The 19,833-nt window shown below is 53.7% G+C and carries 23 protein-coding genes; 15 read left to right on the plus strand and 8 right to left on the minus strand.

Annotated features, from left to right (window positions below; all coding sequences use genetic code 11):
• The first annotated feature begins 24 nt into the window (after window positions 1–24).
• On the plus strand, window positions 25–825 hold the full coding sequence (locus ACXJJW_RS00100) for a TRM11 family SAM-dependent methyltransferase (RefSeq protein ID WP_456473705.1): 801 nt from the start codon (window positions 25–27) through the stop codon (window positions 823–825).
• Here the strand turns inward: ACXJJW_RS00100 and ACXJJW_RS00105 are convergent.
• The 6 genes from ACXJJW_RS00105 to ACXJJW_RS00130 all read right to left on the minus strand — a co-directional run bounded on the left by ACXJJW_RS00105 (window position 822) and on the right by ACXJJW_RS00130 (window position 4,747).
• Window positions 822–1,064: a type II toxin-antitoxin system MqsA family antitoxin gene (locus ACXJJW_RS00105; RefSeq protein ID WP_456473683.1), complete on the minus strand. Its 243-nt coding sequence runs from the start codon at window positions 1,062–1,064 to the stop codon at window positions 822–824. The genes ACXJJW_RS00100 and ACXJJW_RS00105 overlap by 4 nt on opposite strands.
• A gap of 143 nt (window positions 1,065–1,207) precedes the next feature.
• The gene (locus ACXJJW_RS00110; RefSeq protein ID WP_456473684.1) at window positions 1,208–1,885 is read right to left on the minus strand and encodes an RAD55 family ATPase; all 678 of its coding nucleotides are present in this window, start codon (window positions 1,883–1,885) and stop codon (window positions 1,208–1,210) included.
• 70 nt (window positions 1,886–1,955) lie between these two features.
• Window positions 1,956–2,633 (minus strand): (2Fe-2S)-binding protein, encoded by a 678-nt coding sequence (locus ACXJJW_RS00115; protein ID WP_456473685.1) that lies wholly within the window; start codon window positions 2,631–2,633, stop codon window positions 1,956–1,958.
• A 39-nt stretch (window positions 2,634–2,672) separates the two neighbouring features.
• Window positions 2,673–3,011: an ArsR/SmtB family transcription factor gene (locus ACXJJW_RS00120; RefSeq protein WP_456473686.1), complete on the minus strand. Its 339-nt coding sequence runs from the start codon at window positions 3,009–3,011 to the stop codon at window positions 2,673–2,675.
• Window positions 3,008–3,658 carry an organomercurial lyase gene (merB, locus tag ACXJJW_RS00125; protein ID WP_456473687.1) on the minus strand — a complete coding sequence of 217 codons (651 nt, stop codon included), beginning with the start codon at window positions 3,656–3,658 and terminating at the stop codon, window positions 3,008–3,010. The genes ACXJJW_RS00120 and merB overlap by 4 nt, the downstream gene beginning before the upstream one ends.
• Window positions 3,659–3,706: 48 nt before the next feature.
• Window positions 3,707–4,747, minus strand: coding sequence for a DMT family transporter (locus ACXJJW_RS00130; RefSeq protein ID WP_456473688.1), 1,041 nt, complete (start codon window positions 4,745–4,747; stop codon window positions 3,707–3,709).
• Window positions 4,748–4,851: 104 nt separating this feature from the next.
• Here ACXJJW_RS00130 and ACXJJW_RS00135 point away from each other — a divergent pair, with 104 nt between their 5' ends.
• From ACXJJW_RS00135 to tes, 14 genes are all read left to right on the plus strand, one after another.
• Window positions 4,852–5,793, plus strand: coding sequence for an aminopeptidase (locus ACXJJW_RS00135; protein ID WP_456473689.1), 942 nt, complete (start codon window positions 4,852–4,854; stop codon window positions 5,791–5,793).
• Window positions 5,781–6,410 (plus strand): precorrin-2 dehydrogenase/sirohydrochlorin ferrochelatase family protein, encoded by a 630-nt coding sequence (locus ACXJJW_RS00140; RefSeq protein ID WP_456473690.1) that lies wholly within the window; start codon window positions 5,781–5,783, stop codon window positions 6,408–6,410. The genes ACXJJW_RS00135 and ACXJJW_RS00140 overlap by 13 nt, the downstream gene beginning before the upstream one ends.
• A complete protein-coding gene (gene hemA / locus ACXJJW_RS00145) occupies window positions 6,385–7,746 on the plus strand; it encodes a glutamyl-tRNA reductase (protein WP_456473691.1) in 1,362 nt (453 codons plus the stop codon). The genes ACXJJW_RS00140 and hemA overlap by 26 nt, the downstream gene beginning before the upstream one ends.
• A gap of 1 nt (window position 7,747) precedes the next feature.
• Window positions 7,748–8,740 (plus strand): porphobilinogen synthase, encoded by a 993-nt coding sequence (hemB, locus tag ACXJJW_RS00150; RefSeq protein WP_456473692.1) that lies wholly within the window; start codon window positions 7,748–7,750, stop codon window positions 8,738–8,740.
• The gene (hemL, locus tag ACXJJW_RS00155; protein WP_456473693.1) at window positions 8,741–10,012 is read left to right on the plus strand and encodes a glutamate-1-semialdehyde 2,1-aminomutase; all 1,272 of its coding nucleotides are present in this window, start codon (window positions 8,741–8,743) and stop codon (window positions 10,010–10,012) included.
• Window positions 10,009–10,926: a hydroxymethylbilane synthase gene (hemC, locus tag ACXJJW_RS00160; protein WP_456473694.1), complete on the plus strand. Its 918-nt coding sequence runs from the start codon at window positions 10,009–10,011 to the stop codon at window positions 10,924–10,926. Before hemL ends, hemC begins: the two co-directional genes overlap by 4 nt.
• Window positions 10,927–11,044: 118 nt before the next feature.
• Window positions 11,045–11,293, plus strand: coding sequence for a type II toxin-antitoxin system MqsA family antitoxin (locus ACXJJW_RS00165; RefSeq protein WP_456473695.1), 249 nt, complete (start codon window positions 11,045–11,047; stop codon window positions 11,291–11,293).
• A 112-nt stretch (window positions 11,294–11,405) separates the two neighbouring features.
• Window positions 11,406–11,789, plus strand: coding sequence for a 30S ribosomal protein S8e (locus tag ACXJJW_RS00170; RefSeq protein WP_456473696.1), 384 nt, complete (start codon window positions 11,406–11,408; stop codon window positions 11,787–11,789).
• Between the two features lie 91 nt (window positions 11,790–11,880).
• Window positions 11,881–13,137, plus strand: coding sequence for a hemolysin family protein (locus ACXJJW_RS00175; protein ID WP_456473697.1), 1,257 nt, complete (start codon window positions 11,881–11,883; stop codon window positions 13,135–13,137).
• 77 nt (window positions 13,138–13,214) lie between these two features.
• Window positions 13,215–13,457, plus strand: coding sequence for a hypothetical protein (locus tag ACXJJW_RS00180; protein WP_456473698.1), 243 nt, complete (start codon window positions 13,215–13,217; stop codon window positions 13,455–13,457).
• A gap of 48 nt (window positions 13,458–13,505) precedes the next feature.
• Entirely contained in the window at window positions 13,506–14,096 is a 591-nt protein-coding gene (locus tag ACXJJW_RS00185; protein ID WP_456473699.1) for an ArsR/SmtB family transcription factor, read from the plus strand.
• An 80-nt stretch (window positions 14,097–14,176) separates the two neighbouring features.
• Window positions 14,177–15,280 (plus strand): inositol-3-phosphate synthase, encoded by a 1,104-nt coding sequence (locus tag ACXJJW_RS00190; RefSeq protein WP_456473700.1) that lies wholly within the window; start codon window positions 14,177–14,179, stop codon window positions 15,278–15,280.
• Window positions 15,270–16,556, plus strand: coding sequence for an NTP transferase domain-containing protein (locus ACXJJW_RS00195; protein ID WP_456473701.1), 1,287 nt, complete (start codon window positions 15,270–15,272; stop codon window positions 16,554–16,556). The genes ACXJJW_RS00190 and ACXJJW_RS00195 overlap by 11 nt, the downstream gene beginning before the upstream one ends.
• A 13-nt stretch (window positions 16,557–16,569) precedes the next feature.
• Window positions 16,570–18,069 carry a tetraether lipid synthase Tes gene (tes, locus tag ACXJJW_RS00200; protein WP_456473702.1) on the plus strand — a complete coding sequence of 500 codons (1,500 nt, stop codon included), beginning with the start codon at window positions 16,570–16,572 and terminating at the stop codon, window positions 18,067–18,069.
• Here tes and ACXJJW_RS00205 read toward each other — a convergent pair.
• A complete protein-coding gene (locus ACXJJW_RS00205) occupies window positions 18,066–18,590 on the minus strand; it encodes a phosphate-starvation-inducible PsiE family protein (RefSeq protein ID WP_456473703.1) in 525 nt (174 codons plus the stop codon). The genes tes and ACXJJW_RS00205 overlap by 4 nt on opposite strands.
• Entirely contained in the window at window positions 18,587–19,705 is a 1,119-nt protein-coding gene (locus ACXJJW_RS00210; protein ID WP_456473704.1) for a S1C family serine protease, read from the minus strand. The genes ACXJJW_RS00205 and ACXJJW_RS00210 overlap by 4 nt, the downstream gene beginning before the upstream one ends.
• Between the last annotated feature and the right edge of the window lie 128 nt (window positions 19,706–19,833).

The following is a 19,833-nucleotide window of genomic DNA, read 5'->3' on the forward strand; positions in this document are numbered from 1 at the left end:
AAGGTCGCCCTTCCAGAGCGGCATATTATAAAAAAATTCGCCCCGAAGGATTTTAAGCTTGAGACCACGACGGTTTGGAGCTTTCCAGAGCGCGGGGACTGGGCAACTCACAGAGGAAACTACCGGGGCAACTGGTCGCCCTACATTCCCAGAAACCTCATTCTGCGCTACACAGAGAAAGGCGAGCTTGTGCTGGATCAGATGGTGGGCTCGGGCACAACGGCGGTGGAGTGCAAGCTTCTGCAGAGACGCTGCATCGCCGTGGACATAAACCCTGAGGCGATAATGGTAACGCGGAATAGGCTTAACTTCTCCTACTCGCCTCTGGATGAGGAGTACGAAGAGCCTGAGATAAGAACCTATGTGGGCGACGCCCGCAACCTTAATTTAATCCAGGACGAGAGCGTGGACCTCATCGCAACGCACCCGCCCTACGCCGGGATAATCTCCTACTCAGCAAAGCGACTGCCAGGCGATTTGTCTGCGCTAAAGCTGGAGGAGTACGTGGAGGAGATGCGCAGCGTCGCTGAGGAATGCTACCGCGTGCTAAAGCCGGGAAAGCACTGCGCCCTGCTCATCGGCGACACGCGCAAGCACAGGCACTACGTGCCCATAGCCACGAGGGTGCTCCTCGCCTTTCTCGAAGCTGGTTTTGTGCTGCGCGAGGAGGTAATAAAACTCCAGTGGAAGATGAAGGCAACTCGCGAAAGGTGGCGCGGCAGGTATGACTTCCTGCTCATAGCGCATGAGCACCTCTATATCTTCAGGAAGCTGGCTGAAGGAGAAAGAGCGAGCAAGTTTAAGCACAGCATGAGGTGGCGCTAGACAGTTGCCTGTGCTTCCTTGAAAGTAAAAACAGGTACATCCAGCCTCTTTTTGGCTTTGGGGCGGGCAGAAATCAGATAATCTATCGTTTTTGATACCTCTGCAGAGAAATACTTCTCGCCGCAGGCTTCACACACTCTAGCTGGGACATCCTCAATCACAATAAGCTCATCCTTTACCCACAGCTCGACTTTCACCCTGTCTTCCTTCAACCTTCCCCCACAGATAGCACATGTCATAGCTTCTTTCTCCTTATTGCTTCAATATCCATCATGTATCAGAGTGTGGTCTGAGTAATTTATATTTTCGGAAACCTCTACATCTTCAAGAAGCTGGCTGAAGGAGAAAGTCTGAGCAGGTACAGGGCGAGTGCAGGGTGGTACTACTCCAGCACCCGTATCCCCTCCCGCGTGAATCCCAGGCGGAGGATATCCTTGGGGTGGTCTGTACCCTTGAGCTTGCGCACCTGCAGCCCGGGTTTGAATGTGGAGGGCGTCTCACCCTGCTGCAGATAGAGGTGTATAACCCCATCAGCCATGTAGCTCTCAGGCATCGTCGTCGCCTCGGGAGAGAACTCCGCCACAAGCAGGGTAAGTGTCTCCATGGCTTTGAGCACCGTAAACAGCTCGTGCAGGAAGCGGCGATAGTCCTGGGGCTCTGTGAAGGTGTAGGAGAAGGGAGTTATTGAATCTATAACAACCCTGCGAGCGTCGCTCCGGCGTATAAAGTCGATGCTCATGTCCAGTGCCCTGCGAGCACCATTTTTCATGAGCACCTCGCTTATATCAAGAAACTTCACCAGGCCCTCGTCCACGAGGCGGCGGTCATAGAAGCGGTAGCTCGCCATATACCTGTGAATCTGGTCCACAGGCTCCGAGATTGCGGTGATGTAGAGCCCCGGCTCTCCAAGCCGGGCGCCATGAAAGAGGCACTGCATACACAACGTGGTCTTTCCAGTGCCGGGCTCACCGGCGACAAGAATAACACCGGGCGTGGGCAGGCCGCCTCCTATGCGCTCATCCAGACCCTTAACCCCTGTCGAAGCGCGCTTTATCTCCATTGGATCACCAGGGAAACTTTTGCTGCTGGATATTTAAGGCTTGGTATAGCGCCGGGAAAGTGAAAGTGGTTCACTCCCCAGCAACCTCTGCACCATACCCCGCATTTTCGACTGCCTTCACAAACTTCTCAGCGCTCTCGCCCTGAGGCACAAGCATCTCCGCCTTACCCTCGCTGAAGGACACCCTCACATCTTTCGCTCCACCCGCCTCAAGGTGACCCTTGATAACGCCCACGCAGCCCTGGCAGGTCATTCCGGTAACCTTCAGCACCAGCTTCTTAAAGGCCTGCTCCTCCTTCGCCTTCCTCTGAGCCTTCACCTCCACCTGGCCGAGGTACCCGCGTATTATGTCCTTGAGGTACCACTCGCAGCACCTGCCCGAGGGGTTCGTGGTCAGACACCACTTGCCCTTCCCTGCCTTTGTCACCTCCTGGACCTCATCGAGGGTGGAGCAGCACTTTTCCTCGATAATCGCCTGCCTCAGCATCTCCTCAGTAACCCGGTTGCAGTAGCACAGAGGCCCGGGTGGCGAGCTTTCCTTGATTCCAATCCTCGTCTTTACCTCCCCTATAGTGAGGTAGACCCCTGTGGCGTTGTTGAAGTACACCACATCGCACTCTCCCGAGGGGCAGAAGTAGAAGCCTCCATCTATTCTATCCCAGTTCTCCTCCTTTATGTGCACTCCCATGGTAAGGGGAAGCACCTTCATGCCAGTGCTCCCGCAGCTTTTGCAAACCTTCTCAGACATTTCCCTTCACCTCCCATTCAGATATTATCCCGACTTTCTTCATCTTAGCAGCTCCGCAGGCGTTACAGCCTCCTCCCTCAGAATACCGCACTGCCTGAGCCGGCCTTCGTAGAGCTGGATGTGGTTCCTAATTCCTGATATCAGCTCCCTAATCTCAGGGGCAAGGCGGTACACTCGCCTCCTGCCCTGCCGCTCCACATCCACAAAACCGCAGTTGAGGAGGCACCTCAGGTTGTGGGATACCCTGCTCTGCTCATACCCCAGAGCGTCGCACAGCTCGAGTACTGACATCTCCCTCTCCATGAGCTGCATCACTATGTCGAAGCGGGTGCGGTTCGCAAGCACGCCTGCGAAGAGTTTGAATGATTCGTACATCATAATTCCAAAAAATCTCCAAATATGGCTTTGCCGTGTTCCAGGGCTTCGTCGGGTGAATAGGCCTCCCCATCCCTGTATTCTGGATTTTTCAATCTCCATGCCAGCAGATGCTCCCGGGAGCAGAAGAAGTTGATGAAGGGGCACAGGGTTTCTGCTGTGCATCCACACCTCTCCCTCTCGGCAACAAATTCAACAGCGTCCTCGGGGGTTATGGAGGTTATCCTGCCCTCCCTGACTGCAATCCTTATTTCATCTTTGCATTCAGGGCAGGTTGAGAGTACGGTTATATCCTCACCCAGCATGAAGTGCACGCCGAGGGCGTCAGTGGCGCATAGAGCATATACCTCATGCCCATCCTCAAAAATCACCCTGTGGTGTGTGCCAACAGCTGAAAAGGGATACGCGGATATGATATGACCTCCCCTGCTCCGCAGGATGTCGGCATTTCCAAGCTTTTCTATGGCTTTGCTGACTGTGTCGATGGGCAGAGCCAGCTGTGCCGCGATTTCCTCAGGGGTGGGGGCTCTGCCCCTGCTCGCAAACCCCCTGAGTATGCATTTCCGGATTTCATTCTCAAGGTGGCTTAATTCCGCCTCCCTTATCCTACCTTTCACCGCTTTCCCAATTTGCTCCATAAGCCTTTTCATGACAAGTGCATCATATGATGCAGGTCTCATATAAAGTTTTGCCCGCACTCAATGGGAGTGCCTGTGGTGCGTATCCGGGCAGTGGATGTGGGCGTGCGCAGTCTCCTCATGGACGTGCTCATGGTTATGATACCCCAGCTCACCCTCGTGCTCATGGGTGTGATGCCCATCGTCATGCACATGATAATGCTCATGCACCACCCTGTCATGCCTGTGCATGTGGCCATGCCTCTCAATCACCATAAGCACAGCACCCGCGCCCATAAGCACAGCACCCGGTAGCATGGCCCAGCCCATCCACTCACCAAGAAGCAGAACAGAAACAGCTGCGCCCACAAAGGGTGCAAGGCTGAAAAATGCCCCTGTTCTCGCCGCTCCCAGACCCTGAAGCGCCATGATGAAAAGCACCAGGCTTAGGCCGTAGCTGAAAGCACCCAGAAGCAGAGCCACCAATGTTGCCTCTGTAAAAGGGAAATCCACACCAAGGTGAGCAGCTATACCCAGGGATATCAGCCCGCCCACCAGACCCTTGCTCATGGCTATAAGGATGGGGTCCCTGTCAGATATCATGCTGGTTAAGTTGTTGTCCATACCCCAGAAGAACATGGCAAGAACCACAAGCAGCGAGCCCAGAAGGTTGAACTGCCCGGAGGTAGAGTCCCAGGTAAGGAACACACCGCCTATGCTTATGAATGCGAGCGCCGCCCAGAAGTGCCTCCCCGCATGCTCCCTGAAGAGCAAAAATGCGATGAGTGCGGTGGCAGCACCCTCAAGGTTGAGCAACAGGGAGGCTGCAAAGCCAGAAACCAGAGTTAAGCCCTTCATCAACAGGATGGGCGCGAGCACTCCGCCGGTAACTATGGCACCCGCCAGCCACGGCAGATCCCGTCTGTTCAGATACAGCCCTCTCTCCACACCCATAACCCTTTCGCCTGCCAAGAATAAGCACAGACCCAGAAAGGCGCCGAGATAGAGAAAGCCAGCAAGGGCAACAGGAGGAATATCCCTGACAAGAATTTTGGCCACAGGCGGGGTGATTCCGAATAAGACGGCTGAGAATATTATGTATACCAGCGCCCTGCTGTTCATGGCAACACCTACTATTTACCTCACACTCACATCTGTATAAAATTCTACCTCAACGTGGGGAGCCTCAGTAAGGGATATAAGCGTTGAAGTAAAATTTAAAATTCATGCAGGAGCTTGCAGAGATATTCAAAACCACCCTGGGGATTGGGCGCAAGGAAGAGGTTCTTCTGGTCACCGACGATGGGATGCTTGAGGTTGCAAGGCTTATAGAGGGCGCCCTCCGCGAGCTGAGCGATGAGGTACTCGTGCTCAGGATGAAACCACGCTCAATGCACGGCGAGGAGCCGCCCCGCGTTGTGGCAGAGGCGATGAGGTATGCGGATGTGGTTCTCGCGCCCACGAGCAAGTCGCTGAGCCATACCTCAGCGAGAAAGCGCGCATGCGAGGCAGGGGCGAGAGTGGCGACGCTTCCTGGAATTACTCTGGAGATGCTCACCTCAGGTGGAATGCTTGCCGACTACCGCGAGGTTAAGCGCCTTGCTGAAGAGGTGGCAGAGAGGCTAACCAAGGCCGAGAGAATTCGCATTAAAACCGCGCGAGGCACAGACTTCGAAGCAAGCCTGAAGGGCAGGAAGGCGCTGGCTGATACGGGTATACTCACAAAGCGAGGAGACTTCGGGAACCTCCCGGCTGGTGAGGCTTTTATAGCGCCGGTGGAGGGCGAGAGCGAGGGCGTGCTCGTCTTCGACGGCTCCTTCGGAATACTCGGGAAGCTTGCTGAACCCTTGAGGATACGCGTAGTCGAGGGGAGGGCAGCTGAGGTAGAGGGCGATGAAGGCAGGATAAGCGCACTCTTCCAGCGCTATGCAAATGCAAGCAATGTGGCGGAGATAGGGATAGGTGTAAATCCAAGGGCAAGGGTTATGGGCAATGTGCTCGAGGATGAGAAGGCTTTCCGTACAATCCACGTAGCCTTTGGCGACAACCACACCTTCGGCGGCAATACCAGGGCTGAGGTGCACCTCGACGGAGTCATGCTCAACCCGGATGTGTGGCTCGACGAGGAGAAGCTCATGGAAAAGGGGAAGCTGCTATGTTTCCGGTGATGCTCAACCTGCGCGGCAAGCGAGTGGTGGTCTTCGGAGGGGGTAAGGTTGCTGAACGAAGGGTGGCCAAGCTTCTCAGCGCTGGAGCAGAGGTTAAGGTGGTCAGCAGGAGCTTTTCGTCAAGGCTCAAAAGGCTCAGCGGGAAGAATCTAAGGTTAATCGAGGCGGAGCTGAGCGAGGCCAGCATAGCGCAGCACATGCGCGGTGCTCTTCTGGTCTTCGCAGCCACTGATAGGGCAAAGCTCAACGAGGCAATAGCTGCTCAGGCGAGAAGCGAGGGCAGGCTGGTGAATCGCAGCGACGCTGTTGCCGACTTCATCGTACCTGCCTCCTTTGAAGTGGATGATGTTATTATCGCAGTGTCCACCCACGGCAAAAGCCCTGCAGTTGCGAAAATAATAAAAAGGAGATTAAAAAAAGCCCTGACACAAGAAGATATTCTCTTGGTAGAATTACAGGAATTTTTGAGAGAAGCTTTGAAGCGCAGAATAGATGAGCAAAAGGACAGGAAAAGGATGCTCAGGGCAATTGCTCGTGATGAGAGAATTCTTGAGATGCTGAGAAGGGGCGACCTAGAAGGGGCGAAGGCCCTTGGGCTTAAGTATCTGGAGGCTTGAGATGCACACCGTCAATATTAGGGTAACCCACCACCGCGCTGATGTTGCCACGCTGGAGGTTTTTGCCTTCCCTGATGTCAAGAAGGCTCTTAAAGATATCCATGCCCTGCGCTCTGTTAAGGAGTGCGTCATAATCCAGACCTGCAACAGGGTTGAGATTTTTGCTGCGGCTGAGGATGTAACCCTCGCATACCACGACATCGTAGACTACCTGATGGAGGATGTCATCTCACGCATGCGCACGCGTAAGGCTTTTGAACACAGCGATGAAGCCTGCATTCCGCCCGACCTGCTCACAAAGCATATTGTCGAGTTCTCGGCAAAGCTTCATGACGCCATGGAGGTAGAGTACCATAATGACGCGCTGCGGCACCTGCTTCGCCTCGCCGCGGGAATAGAATCCATGATTGTGGGCGAGGACCAGATTCTGGGGCAGGTGAGGGATTCGTATAACCTCGCAAAAGCGCTGGGAACCGTGGGACCCTTCTTTGAGAAGGTTTTCACAAAGGCACTGCACGTGGGGCAGCTTGTAAGGACGAAGACGAACATAAACAAGGGCGCGGTGTCAATAGGCAGTGCCGCCGTGGAGCTGGCGGAGAAGGCACTCGGCACCCTCGAGGGGAAGGTGGCACTGCTTATCGGTGCTGGCGAAATGGGCAAGCTTGTCGCAAAATCACTTGCTGAGTACAGGCTTAAGTCGATTCTGGTGGTGAACAGAACCCACAAGAGGGCAAGCAAGCTCGCCGAGGAACTTGGTGGCAAGGCAATTGAGTTCAATGCGCTGCGAGATGCGATTGCCGAGAGCGACCTTATAATCACCGCCACAAGTTCGCCAAACGCTATAATCACGAGAGAGCTTCTGGAGGAGGCTCGCAGGGGAAATAACAGCGAGCTTGTAATAATCGACGTCGCAATACCCCGCGATGTTAGCGAGGATGTGGTGACACTGCCGGGGGTGCGCCTCTTTAACATAGATGGGCTTCGTGAGATGGCGGAACGCAACAGGAAGGCTAGAGAGAAGGAGATAGTAAAGGTAGAGGAGATTATAGAGAGGGAGATGGCACTGCTTTTGGGGCAGCTCTACCGTATCGACGTGGAGGGGTTGATACGCGACATATTCAAAGAGGCGGAGATGGTTCGCCAGAGGGAACTCGGCAAGGCGATGCGCAGGCTTGGGAATGGCTTGGGAGAGAGGGAGAGGCGCATTATAGACGACCTTACGCGGGTGCTTGTAAACCGGCTCACCTCCCCAATAGCAGAGAATATACGCAGGTCCGCGGAGCAGGGTGACCAGGAGGCGGTAAAGGTGGCTGAGAAGTGGTTTAGAGGTGGATGACATGGGTGCAGGAGGTTTTCCAACGCGGAGGATGAGGAGGCTCAGGAGGACCCCCATCATAAGGGATATGGTCAGGGAGACTGTACTTACAAAGAACGACCTCATCTATCCCATCTTTGTTGACGAGGGCATAGAGGAGCGCGTGGAAATCGCAAGTATGCCCTCGCAGTACCGCCTGCCGCTCAGCGAGGTGCGCGATGAAGCGCTGGAGGTGGCCAGTCTGGAAATACCGGCGGTGATACTCTTCGGCATACCCTTGCACAAGGACGAGGAGGGGAGTGAGGCATACAACAGAGAGGGGATAATACAGCGCGCAGTGGGTGAGATAAAAGATGAAGTTGGCGATGACCTGGTGGTTATAACAGACGTCTGCCTGTGCGAGTACACCTCCCACGGGCACTGCGGTGTTGTTGAGGAGGGAGAGGTGCTGAATGACCCTACCCTGGAGCTGCTCGCAAAGGAGGCCGTGTCCCACGCGGAGGCGGGGGCAGATATTGTTGCCCCAAGCGACATGATGGATGGGCGCGTGGCAAAGATTCGCGAGGCGCTTGACGACGCTGGCTATGAAAATGTGGCGATACTGAGCTATGCTGCCAAGTATGCTTCCTCCTTCTATGGCCCCTTCCGCGAAGCTGCAAAGAGTGCACCTGCCTTTGGGGACAGACGGAGCTACCAGATGGACCCTGCAAATGCCAGCGAAGCTTTGAGGGAGGTCTATCTGGACATCCTGGAAGGTGCAGACATTGTTATGGTCAAGCCAGCGCTTGCCTACCTCGATGTAATCAGAAGGGTAAAGGAGCAATTCCGCATGCCCACCGCAGCGTACAATGTGAGCGGCGAGTATGCGATGGTAAAGGCCGCCGCAAAGAAGGGGTACATAGACGAGAAGAGCCTGGTGATGGAGATTCTTACATCGATAAAGCGCGCCGGCGCAGATATGATTCTAACCTACCATGCAAAGGACGTCGCTACGTGGTTGGAGAGAGGTGAGTAGATGCAGCGTTCTGAGGAACTTTTCAATGAGGCGAGGCGCTACCTCGTGGGCGGGGTGAACTCGCCTGTGAGGGCTATGAAGCCCTATCCCTTCTTCACAGCTCGAGGTGAGGGGTCAAGGCTATATGATGTCGACGGCAACAGCTACATCGACTACTGCCTAGCCTATGGTCCGCTGATACTGGGGCATGCTCCCCCTGGCGTTGTGCAGGCTGTTAAGGAGCAGATTGAGCGCGGCTCTGCCTACGGCACGCCCACTGAGCTGGAGCTGGAGTTTGCAAAGCGCATAGTCAGGGCGGTGCCCAGCGCAGAGATGGTGCGTTTTGTGAACACCGGCACAGAGGCGACAATGGCAGCGATTCGCCTGGCGCGAGGGGTAACCGGCAGGAAGAAGATTGTCAAGTTTGAGGGTGCCTTTCACGGCGCTCACGACTATGTCCTGGTCAAGGCGGGAAGCGGAGCTACAACGCACGGCGTTCCCACCTCGGCGGGTATACCCGAAGAAACCACCAGCAACACCCTGCTGGCGCCCTTCAACGACAGGGAAGCGATGGAGGGGCTTTTTAAAGAGCACGGGGAGGAGATAGCGGCGGTAATCCTGGAGCCCATAATAGGCAACGCTGGCTGTATTCTGCCCGGGGAGGGCTACCTGAAGTTCCTGCGCGAAATTACCGCCGAGGCAGGGGCGATGCTGATTTTCGATGAGGTTATCACTGGCTTCAGGCTCTGCCTGGGTGGCGCGCAGGAGTACTACGGAGTTGTGCCGGATATAACCACACTGGGCAAGATCGCTGGTGGAGGTTTGCCGATAGGCATAATCACCGCCTCCCGCGAAATTATGGAGAACTTCTCGCCGGTGGGTAAGGTTTACCAGGCGGGCACATTCAACGGCAACCCGCTGAGCATGGCCGCAGGTATGGCGACCATTGCAGAGCTGGAGAAGGGCAAGGTCTACCGCAGGCTGGCTGAGCTTGGAAAGCGCATGCGCAGGGGTTTGGAGGAAGTGAGCCAGGATGCAGGATTTGAGACGCGAGTATACGGCGTAGAATCTATGTTCCAGATGTACTTCGCCCGGGGTGAGGTGTACGACTACGCCTCAGCACTTGAAGCGAATGCCGAAATGTTTCTGCGCTATCAGCAGGAGATGCTTCATCGCGGAGTGTTTATCCCGCCCTCGCAGTATGAGTGCAACTTCCTTAGCTATGCCCACAGCGAGGAGGACATAGACAAAACGCTGGAGAAGGCAGAGGAAGCGCTGAGGGCACTGAAATGAGACTCAGAATAGGCACCCGCGGCAGCAAGCTTGCGCTGTGGCAGAGCGAATACATAGCCTCCCTGCTCAGGGAGCATTTTCCCGGGCTGGAGTTTGAGATGGAGATAATCAAAACCACCGGCGACAAGCTTCGCGATGCCCCCCTCGCCAAGATAGGCGGCAAGGGTTTGTTTGTAAAGGAGATAGACGAGGCTGTGGCAAGAGGGAGAGTTCACCTCGCTGTGCACAGCATGAAGGATGTGCCCACTGAGCTTTTGCCCGAGCTCACCATCGCTGCAACACCTGAGAGGGAGGAGGTGAACGACGCACTTATATCCCGCGAAGGGCTGGGCATAGAGGAGCTGCCCGAGGGCGCTGTGATAGGCACCAGCAGCATGCGCAGAATCGCGGAGGTTAAAAACTTCCGCCCTGACCTTGAGGTCAAAAATCTTCGCGGAAATGTGGACACGAGACTCAGGAAGTTAAAGGCTGGTGAGTACGATGCCATCATCATGGCAAAGGCCGGGCTAAAACGCCTTGGATTTGAGCAGGAGATAACCCAGACTCTACCGGTGGAGCACTTCACGCCGAGTGTGGGTCAGGGTGCAATCGCCGTGGTTGCGAGGAGAGGCGCCGAGGTTATGGACTACCTCAATGCGATAAACCACGAGGAGAGCCTTGTCAGAGTGACAGCGGAGCGCGCACTTCTCCGCGCTCTGGGCGGAGGATGCCAGGTACCGCTGGGCGCATACACGGAGGTTGAAGGTAACACGCTCAGCATGCTTGCTGTTGTGCTCTCGCCGGATGGAGGCGAACGCGTGGAGGTTAAGCTTAAGGACAGCTTGAGCGAAGCGGAAAATCTCGGCAAAGCCGCCGCGGAGGCGCTGCTCGATAGGGGCGCCAGGGAGATTCTGGACAGGGTGTACGGGGGATGAATGAGTAGTGTTTTTAAATTTTGAAACTATTAAGAGATATATCTGCGATGAGAAGTTTTTCATATCAAAGCATGCAAGGAGAGAAAATGGATAAATTATAGAATCAGGAGATTTTAAGATGAAACCAGAAAAATGCAGTTTATGTAAAGGTAACCTAAAAAGAGATGTGACTGATATTGTTGTGGAGGTTGAGGGGAGAATAATATCTATTAAAGAGATTCCTGCTTACATATGCGATGAATGTGGAGAGGCATACTTCACACCCGAAATTTCAAGAAAAATAGATAATATAATGAAGAAGTTCCACGAAGGTAAGCTCTCTTTACACCCAATTGAAGCTGGAGAACTCACCCTTGCCGAAGCCTGAGTAATATCAAACCGAATGTGGCTGATTACAGCAGGTGAATTCCAAAAAATTTTAAGTGGTTATCCCGCCAACAGTCCCTTGATTTCGCTCATTCTTATTGGAGGAAATTTTCATGGCAATATGGCAAGGCAGGTCCGTAAGAAAAATCACCGGCGGCAGGTACAAGCACTTCAGAAAGAAGCGCAAGTATGAGCTTGGCAGAGGGCAGGCAGAGACCAGAATAGGCAAGGTGCGCGCCAAGGTTATACGGACGCGTGGGGGTAACATAAAGGTCAGGCTTTTTGAGACCAAGTATGCGAATGTGGTTGATCCCAGGACCGGAAAAACTCAGAAGGCAGAGATAAAGAGAGTGATTGAAAATAAGGCAAACCCTCACTACGTGAGGAGACACATAATAACCAAGGGGGCGATAATCCTCACTGAGCTTGGTGAGGCAAGGGTTACTTCGCGCCCCGGGCAGGACGGAAGTGTTAATGCAGTGCTTCTTGAGAAGTAGGCATAAATTTTTATATTCCTTTTTTCTATTAAGTTGTTATAAGATGTTCAACTGGTATAGAGGGGTTGCTCCTCCAGGAGGAATAAAGTAAGTGCCTGAAGCGCTCTGGTACGGTGAGATTGTAGCCTTGGCATTACTTTTCCTTTTATCTGGATTCTTCTCCGGCTCTGAAACTGCCTACCTGTCTGTGAGCAGGGCAAAGGTGAATAAGCTTGCAAAGGAGGGCGATGCCAGGGCCCAGATTCTCCTCAATCTTATAAAGCATCCCAACAGGGTAATAGTTACCATACTTGTAGGCAACAATCTGGTGAACATAACTGCCGCCTCGCTGGCAACCTCCCTTGCAATAGATGCATTTGGGAGCAAGGGGATAGGCATAGCCACCGGCGTGGTCACACTTATAGTGCTCCTTTTTGGTGAGATAACACCGAAAAGCTTCTCTGCAACAAACGCAGAAAAGGTTGCGCTCATGGTGGCGAGGCCCATCTATATTATGATGAAGCTCCTCTCCCCGCTCGTTTTGCTGCTCTCAAAGTTTGCCAAGTTCCTGGTGCGAAGCTTTGGCGGCGAGGTAAGGGCAGGACCCTTTATCACAGAGGAGGAGCTGAAGATGCTGGTGGAGGTCGGCGAAGAGGTGGGCGCCATTGAGAAGGAAGAGAAGGAGATGATCTCGGGCATCTTCGAGTTCGGGGAGACGGATGTCAAGGACATTATGGTGCCGCGCATTGACATGAAGTGCATTGATGTGAATGAGAGCATAGAAGAGGCAAGGAAGCTTGTGCTTGAGACAGGGCACTCCCGGATACCTGTGTATGAGGAGAGCATAGACAATATAGTGGGCATCCTCTACGCCAAGGACCTGCTCAAGTACCTCAACTCAGGAGCCAGGAAACCAGAGTCTCTGCGTGAGATTATTCGCCCCGCGTACTTCGTGCCGGAGACCAAGAAGCTGGACGACCTGCTGCAGGAGTTCCAGCAGAAAAAGGTGCAGATTGCGATAGTTGTGGATGAATACGGGGGCACCGAGGGCATGGTTACGCTGGAGGATGTCCTTGAGGAAATCGTGGGAGAGATAAAGGACGAATACGATATCGCCGAGGAGGAGCCGCTGGAGCACATCGACGACAGGCAGGCAATTGTGGATGCGCGAATGAGCATCCATGATGTTAATGATGCTCTGGACCTAAGCCTGCCTGAAGAGGAGTTCGACACCGTCGGCGGGCTCGTGTTCAACACCCTGGGTAGAATCCCATCCCCCGGAGATGAGGTGGAGATAAATGGCGTTAAGCTCAGGGTTGAAAAGATGAGGGGGAGGAGGATTATGAAGGTTAGGGTTATCAGGGAGTAGTGCCTGATTATGGTAACATTATGTTGTAAAAATTTTTAACATGTTACCTGCTCCAAAAGCTTCTGGAGGCGGTGTAAATGGGCGGAGAAATCGTAAGGATGTTCTCCGGGGTGGTGCTGATTGTCGTTGGCATAGCGTGGTATTTTGTCCGTGTGCCAGTGCTCAGCGATGTGCTCTCCACAGGCACGCTGGTACCCTTCTGGCGTGCTCTGCTCGCCGCATTTGCAGCGTGCTTCGGCATCGCCCTGCTGCTCGCTGGCCTGGTGATTGCATGGATTGGATACGACGACTACAGAGAGAAAAGAAGGGCAGAAGCGTAAGATACAATAAACCTTTCCGTTGATATTAAGGTAACATAATGTGGAAAAATGCGCGCAGATGAACTCCTCGATATTCTGGGCAATCGTACCAGGAGAGAGATAATTAAGCTGGTTAGTGAAGAGCCCAGATGCCTCTCTGAACTGAGCAGAGAGACAGGAGTGGAAAAGATGGCGCTTTCCAGGCATCTTGATTCAATGAAAAGGGCTAACATATTAACAGTGGAGGAGGAGAAGATAAAACGGGGCAGACCCAGGAAGTACTATGAGATCATCGACCACATTCAGCTCAAAGTAGACATCTCACCAGAGGAGTTCTCCATGAGGGTGAGGACAAGCTCCTTTGGAGGAAGGGGAGGACTGGCGGGCGATGTGCATACCCTCCGTCTGGAGAGTGCGATGGCTATCTCCGACCCCCTCAAGCGAATCGCCGCACTGGCAAAAATTGCCGAAGATGTAAAGAAGGAGATAATATTTTATGAGAATGCTCTCCATAAGGCAGAAGATGTGCTGGATGAGATAAGGAGAGCTGGAAGGGGGGTTATTGAAGAATTAAACCTGGATAAATCTGAGAAACGCTCAATTCTCAGAATCATTGGGCTGGGAAAGGGCATTAAATTCAACAACATACCTGAAACATAACTGTGTGATGTTGTTGCCATAACTGGCGCAATTTGAAACGCGGCTAATTTGTTAGTCTAAACATTAGAGGAGGTGACAAAATGAGTGAAGTAAGAGTAGCAATAGCTGGGGTTGGAAACTGTGCTTCCTCGCTGGTACAGGGGGTGGAATACTACAGGGATGTAAAGGACGAAGAGTCCATCCCTGGGTTGATGCATGTAAACTTCGGCGGCTACCACATCCGCGACATTAAATTCGTCGCGGCTTTCGACGTGAATGCCAACAAGGTTGGCAGAGACCTGAGCGATGCCATTTTCACAGAGCCCAACTGCACAGTCAAGTTCTGCGACGTACCAGAGCTTGGCGTTGAGGTGCTGAAGGCTCCAGTGCTGGACGGTATAGGAAAGTACCTGCGTGATGTTGTGCCGGTGAGCAGCCATCAGAGGCCGGTGGATGTCGCAAAGGTGCTGGAGGAAGTTAACGCAGACGTCCTTGTGAACTTCCTGCCTGTGGGCAGCGCAGAGGCAACGCGCTACTTCGCCCAGGCAGCAATAGACGCGGGCTGCGGCTTTGTTAACTGCATCCCGGAGTTCATAGCAAGCGACAGGCAGTGGGCCGAGAAGTTCACCCGCGCAGGGCTGCCTGTGGCAGGAGACGACATAAAGTCGCAGGTTGGCGCCACAATACTCCACCGCACCCTGGTGCAGCTCCTCAAGGATAGAGGGGTGAAGGTGGAAGAAACCTACCAGCTCAACATAGGCGGCAACACAGACTTCCTGAACATGCTCCAGGAGAGCAGGTTGAAGTCGAAGCGCATAAGCAAGACAGAAGCAGTTACCAGCGTTGTGGACTACGAGATACCCACCCGAATAGGTCCAAGCGACTACGTGCCCTTCCTAAACGACAACAAACAGGCCTTCATATTTGTGAAAGGGAAGAAGTTCGGCGATGTTCCGGTGACAATACAGGTGAACCTCTCAGTGGAGGATTCCCCCAACAGCGCAGGCGTGGCCGTAGACGCAATACGTGCCACCAAGCTGGCTCTGGACAATGGCATTGCAGGCCCCCTTGAGGGTGTGAGTGCGTACTTCTTCAAACATCCACCGGTACAGTACCCCGATGTCGTGGCCAAGCAGATGGTGGAGGAGTTCATAAAAGAAACTGCGCTGAGCAAGGTGGCACCAGAGCTGGCGCTTGAAGACTGAGGATGCGATGAAGGCAGTTATCCTAGCTGCTGGAAGAGGGGAGAGGCTTGGCCTAGGCCTCCCCAAACCTCTCGTAAGGCTTCTGGGCAGGGCATTGATAGACCGCGTCATGACCTGCCTGAAGGAGGCCGGAATAGAGGATATTATCGTCGTTTACAGTGACCCCCGGGTTAAGGCTCACCTGGAGGGCAGAGCAAAGCTGGTTTACAATGACGACGTTGAACGGGGGAGCGGCTATTCTCTGCTCAGGGGCTCAGAGGCTGCACGGGGCTCGCCCTTTGTGCTGGTGATGAGCGACCACATCTTCGACCCCGCCATGGTTTCAAGGCTCATAGATTCGGAACCAGCTGCAACCACCCTCTGTATTGACAGAAATCTTGAGGGCCGCAATGTGGAAGAGGCGACAAAGGTTCTGGTTGAGGACACTCATGAGATAATCCGCATTGGAAAGGAGCTCAAGGAGTACAATGCCCTCGACACCGGCATCTTCTACTGCACCAGTGAGGTGGTCGAGGCGGCGAGAAGCTTCACTGGAAGATTTTCTGTTACCGATGTGATGAGAAAGCTTGTCTCAAAGCGAAGGTTGAAGGCTCTCGATGTCACCGGCTACTTCTGGCTGGATGTGGATACTCAGGAGGAGCTCAGGCGCGCCGAGGATGAGCTTCTGCGCCGTCTGATTAAACCCACAGATGGACTGATTTCAAGGCACATAAACAGGAAGTTCTCACTGAGAATATCCCGTATACTCGTAAACACATCCGTTACACCCAACATGCTGTCGATGTTCAGCTTTCTGCTTGGAGCCCTCTCAGGCGCTCTTTTCGCCCTGGGTTACAGCATTATCGCCGGGATAGTTGCGCAGCTCTCATCTATCATAGACGGCTGCGACGGCGAGGTGGCGCGCCTAAAGGGCATGACCTCACCCTTTGGCACCTTTCTGGATGCAACCCTGGACAGGTATGCGGATATGCTCATCATCCTAGGCATCATCGCCTCTGACCCTGAGAGGCTTTGGCTGGTTGGTGGGCTTGCCATGCTTGGCAGCTATTCTATAAGCTATACAACATCAAAGGCTGAGCTGAGCGGCATAGTTTTTACAGGCACGCGGTATATGCTAATGAACAGGGATATGAGACTCTTCCTGATATTCCTTGCAGGCGTAGCAAATCAGCTCTTTGCAGTGCTTCTGCTCCTCGCCGTACTTTGCAATTTAGTTGCGCTGCAACGGTTTCTGCAATTCCCAAAGCTTCTGACTGCGAGAGGTGTTAAAGCATGAAGGAGGTGACAGCATGCAACTCTCTGAACAGAAGTATGCTGAAAGACTCCTCACCACCACCTCTTCTCTCTGCCCGGAATGCCTCTCTCTGCTATCTGCTGAGGTCTTTGAACGCAACGGCAGGGTTTACATAAGGAAGAGCTGCGAAGAGCACGGAAGCTTTGAAGACCTCTACTGGGGAGATTATGAGCTTTATGAGAAGGCGCGCAGGTTTGCCCACGATGGCAAGGGTTTCGCCAACCCCTCCACAAGGCTGGAGAGGCACTGCCCCTTCTCCTGTGGTCCCTGTGAAGCGCACCTCTCCCACACAGCTTTAGCCAATCTGGTGGTGACCAACCGCTGCAATCTCGCCTGCTGGTACTGCTTCTACTACGCCGAGCGCGCCGGCTACGTTTATGAGCCCTCGCTAAGGGACATAGAGCACATGCTGCGCTACCTCAAGGCGCAGAAGCCTGTGCCCTGCAATGCTCTGCAGATAACCGGCGGTGAGCCCACGCTGCGCAGAGACATAGTGGAGATTATCAAGCTCGCGAAGCAGCTGGGCTTTGATCACGTGCAGCTAAACACCAATGGAATAAAGCTTGCAGAGGACGCCGCCCTCGCGAAGGCGATAGCCGATGCAGGTGCGGGTGTCGTATACCTCAGCTTCGATGGGGTTACGGCAAGGACAAACCCCAAGAACCACCGCTACATACCAAAGATACTGAGCAGTGCGAGAAGCGCGGGCATGAAGCTTGTGCTCGTGCCAACGGTTATACGCGGCGTAAACGACCACGAGCTCGGCGAGATGGTGGAGTTCGCCTTCAATAACCTCGATGTGGTGCGGGGCCTCAACTTCCAGCCAGTCTCCCTGGTGGGACGAATGCCCAGGGAGGAGCGGGAGAAGCACCGCATAACCATACCCGACGTTATTCTTGCCCTTGAGGAGCAGACCGCCGGTGCTATAGCACGGGATGACTTTTACCCTGTGCCCAGCATCACTGCAATTTCTCACATCGTTGAAGCGCTGACGGGGATGAAGCAGTATGAGCTTTCTACGCATTTCGCGTGCGGCATGGCTACTTATGTTTTCAGGGAGGGAGAGAGGCTGGTGCCCATAACGCGCTTCATAGACGTTGAGGGCCTGCTGGAATATCTCAATGAGAGCGCAGAACGGCTCAATAATGGAACCAATAAGCTCGTGGAGAGGATGAAGCTCATTTCAGGAATCGGGCACTTCATAGACACCACCAGAGCACCAAGAGGGCTTAACCTCTACTCACTCCTGTTCAATGCACTTGTGCGCCACGACTACCGTGCCCTTGCGAAGTTTCACCACAGCGCCCTGTTTATAGGCATGATGCACTTCATGGACCTGTACAACTACGACATCGCGAGGGTTAAAAGATGCGCCATCCACTACGTTACCCCCGACCTCAGGGCGATACCCTTCTGCGCCTTTAATGTATTGCCAGAGTACTACCGCGACGCCATGCAGAGGGAATATGTCTCCAGAGAGCGAGGGCGAATTTAATCTTTTGGAGCCCTACCCGACTTTGAAACACCGCGAAAGCGCCTTTTACCCTTGCTGCGCTTGAGTAAACCCCTGAGTTCAGTGTGGAGGAAGCCCTTTTCCTCAATATCTGCGCGCTCCTCCCTTACTGTAAACTTTATAACAAACACCAGAGCTAGGATGAACAGGGTTGCCATTGCAAGGGTGAGAGGCGGGATTTCAAGGGCTCCTGTGAGTATCACCTCCCTGAGCACCGCAACAAGGGCAATCTCGGCCATGAAGCTCACAGCAACGCGGTGCTCCTTCAGATAAACTATGAGCATGCGGTAGGTCTCCACCAGTATCATTATATACAGTATCTCCGAAACCACGCGCTGGAATTCAAAGGCCTGAGAGACCTCAGAGACTATGTTCATGAGCACCTTAAGGCTGACGTAGAAGACTATTATAGATAATCCTATTATTATCAGGTCCTGAATGGTTTCAAGCGTCTTCCTGAAGATGTCGTGAACCCTGCGGTAGAGCACACGTTCCTCGGTCATTTTCTCCCACCCAGCTTTGCATGTGTCTTCATAACCTCTCCGCCACGTATGAAGGTTATCTCCACCTCCTGCCCAATCTTCTTAGAGGATATGATCTTCACCAGCTCCTCCATGGAGGCGACACTCTCATCATCTATGGCTACGATTATGTCTCCCCCTATTGTGAGCACATAGCCGCGATATATTACCTGCATGTTGCCGCCACGCAGCCCCGCTTTGTCAGCGGGACTGCCCCGCACCACACCAACCACCATGGCACCTTCTCGCACAGGAAGGTTGAGCGCCTGCGCGAGTTCCTCGGTGACGGTTATACCAGAGATGCCCAGCCACGGGCGACGCTCTATCTCGCGGTCCTCTCTGATAATCTTCTCCATTATAACCCTGGCCCTGTTGATGGGTATCGCAAAGCCTATGCCTATGCTGCCCCCGCTGGTGGAGAGTATGGCGGTGTTTATACCTATAACCTCACCACGAGAGTTCACCAGAGGTCCGCCCGAGTTGCCGGGGTTGATGGAGGCGTCGGTCTGTATCAGCCCCTCCATTATGTAGCCCTGTTCGCTGCGTATGCTCCTGTTCAGAGAGCTCACAATGCCCATTGTAGCTGTGCGGTCGAGGCCAAAGGGGTTGCCAATTGCTATCACCAGGTCGCCCACGCGCAGCGTGGAGGAGTCGCCCAGAGGAGCGACCTGCAGGTTATCTGGGGGATTGAGAATTTTTATAACTGCTATGTCGTTGGTGGGGTCGCTTCCTATCAGCTCAGCCTCGTAGTTTCCCCCGTCGCTCAGTTTAACCTCAATCTGGTCGGCATTTTCAATAACGTGGTTGTTTGTGAGCACATAGCCATCTCTGCTCACCACTATCCCGGAGCCTGTGCCTCGCTGTGGGATTATCTCAAAGAAGAAACCGCGCCTCAGCACCGTCGAGGTTATGTGGACCACACTGGGTGAGACACTCCTGTACGCAGAGTTAATCACATCCTCAAGGGACCCGGAGATGTTGACCACAGTGTACTTCGTCTCCACCTGCGGCGCAGGTTTCTCCTGTGAGAGCATGGCAAAGTAGCCACCTGCAGCACCTGCAACAAGCGCAACAAGCAGGAAAGAAATGAGTTTCATAACCTTTTTTGGCTTCAATCTACCCACCACCTGCTGAGAGAGGACTAGGTGCCTCTCCTGCTATAAAAACACTTAAAGGCCAGTGGCATAACGAGGTTAGTATTTTTAGTAACGCGGGGTTACTAAAG

Source organism: Candidatus Pyrohabitans sp. (assembly GCF_054014795.1).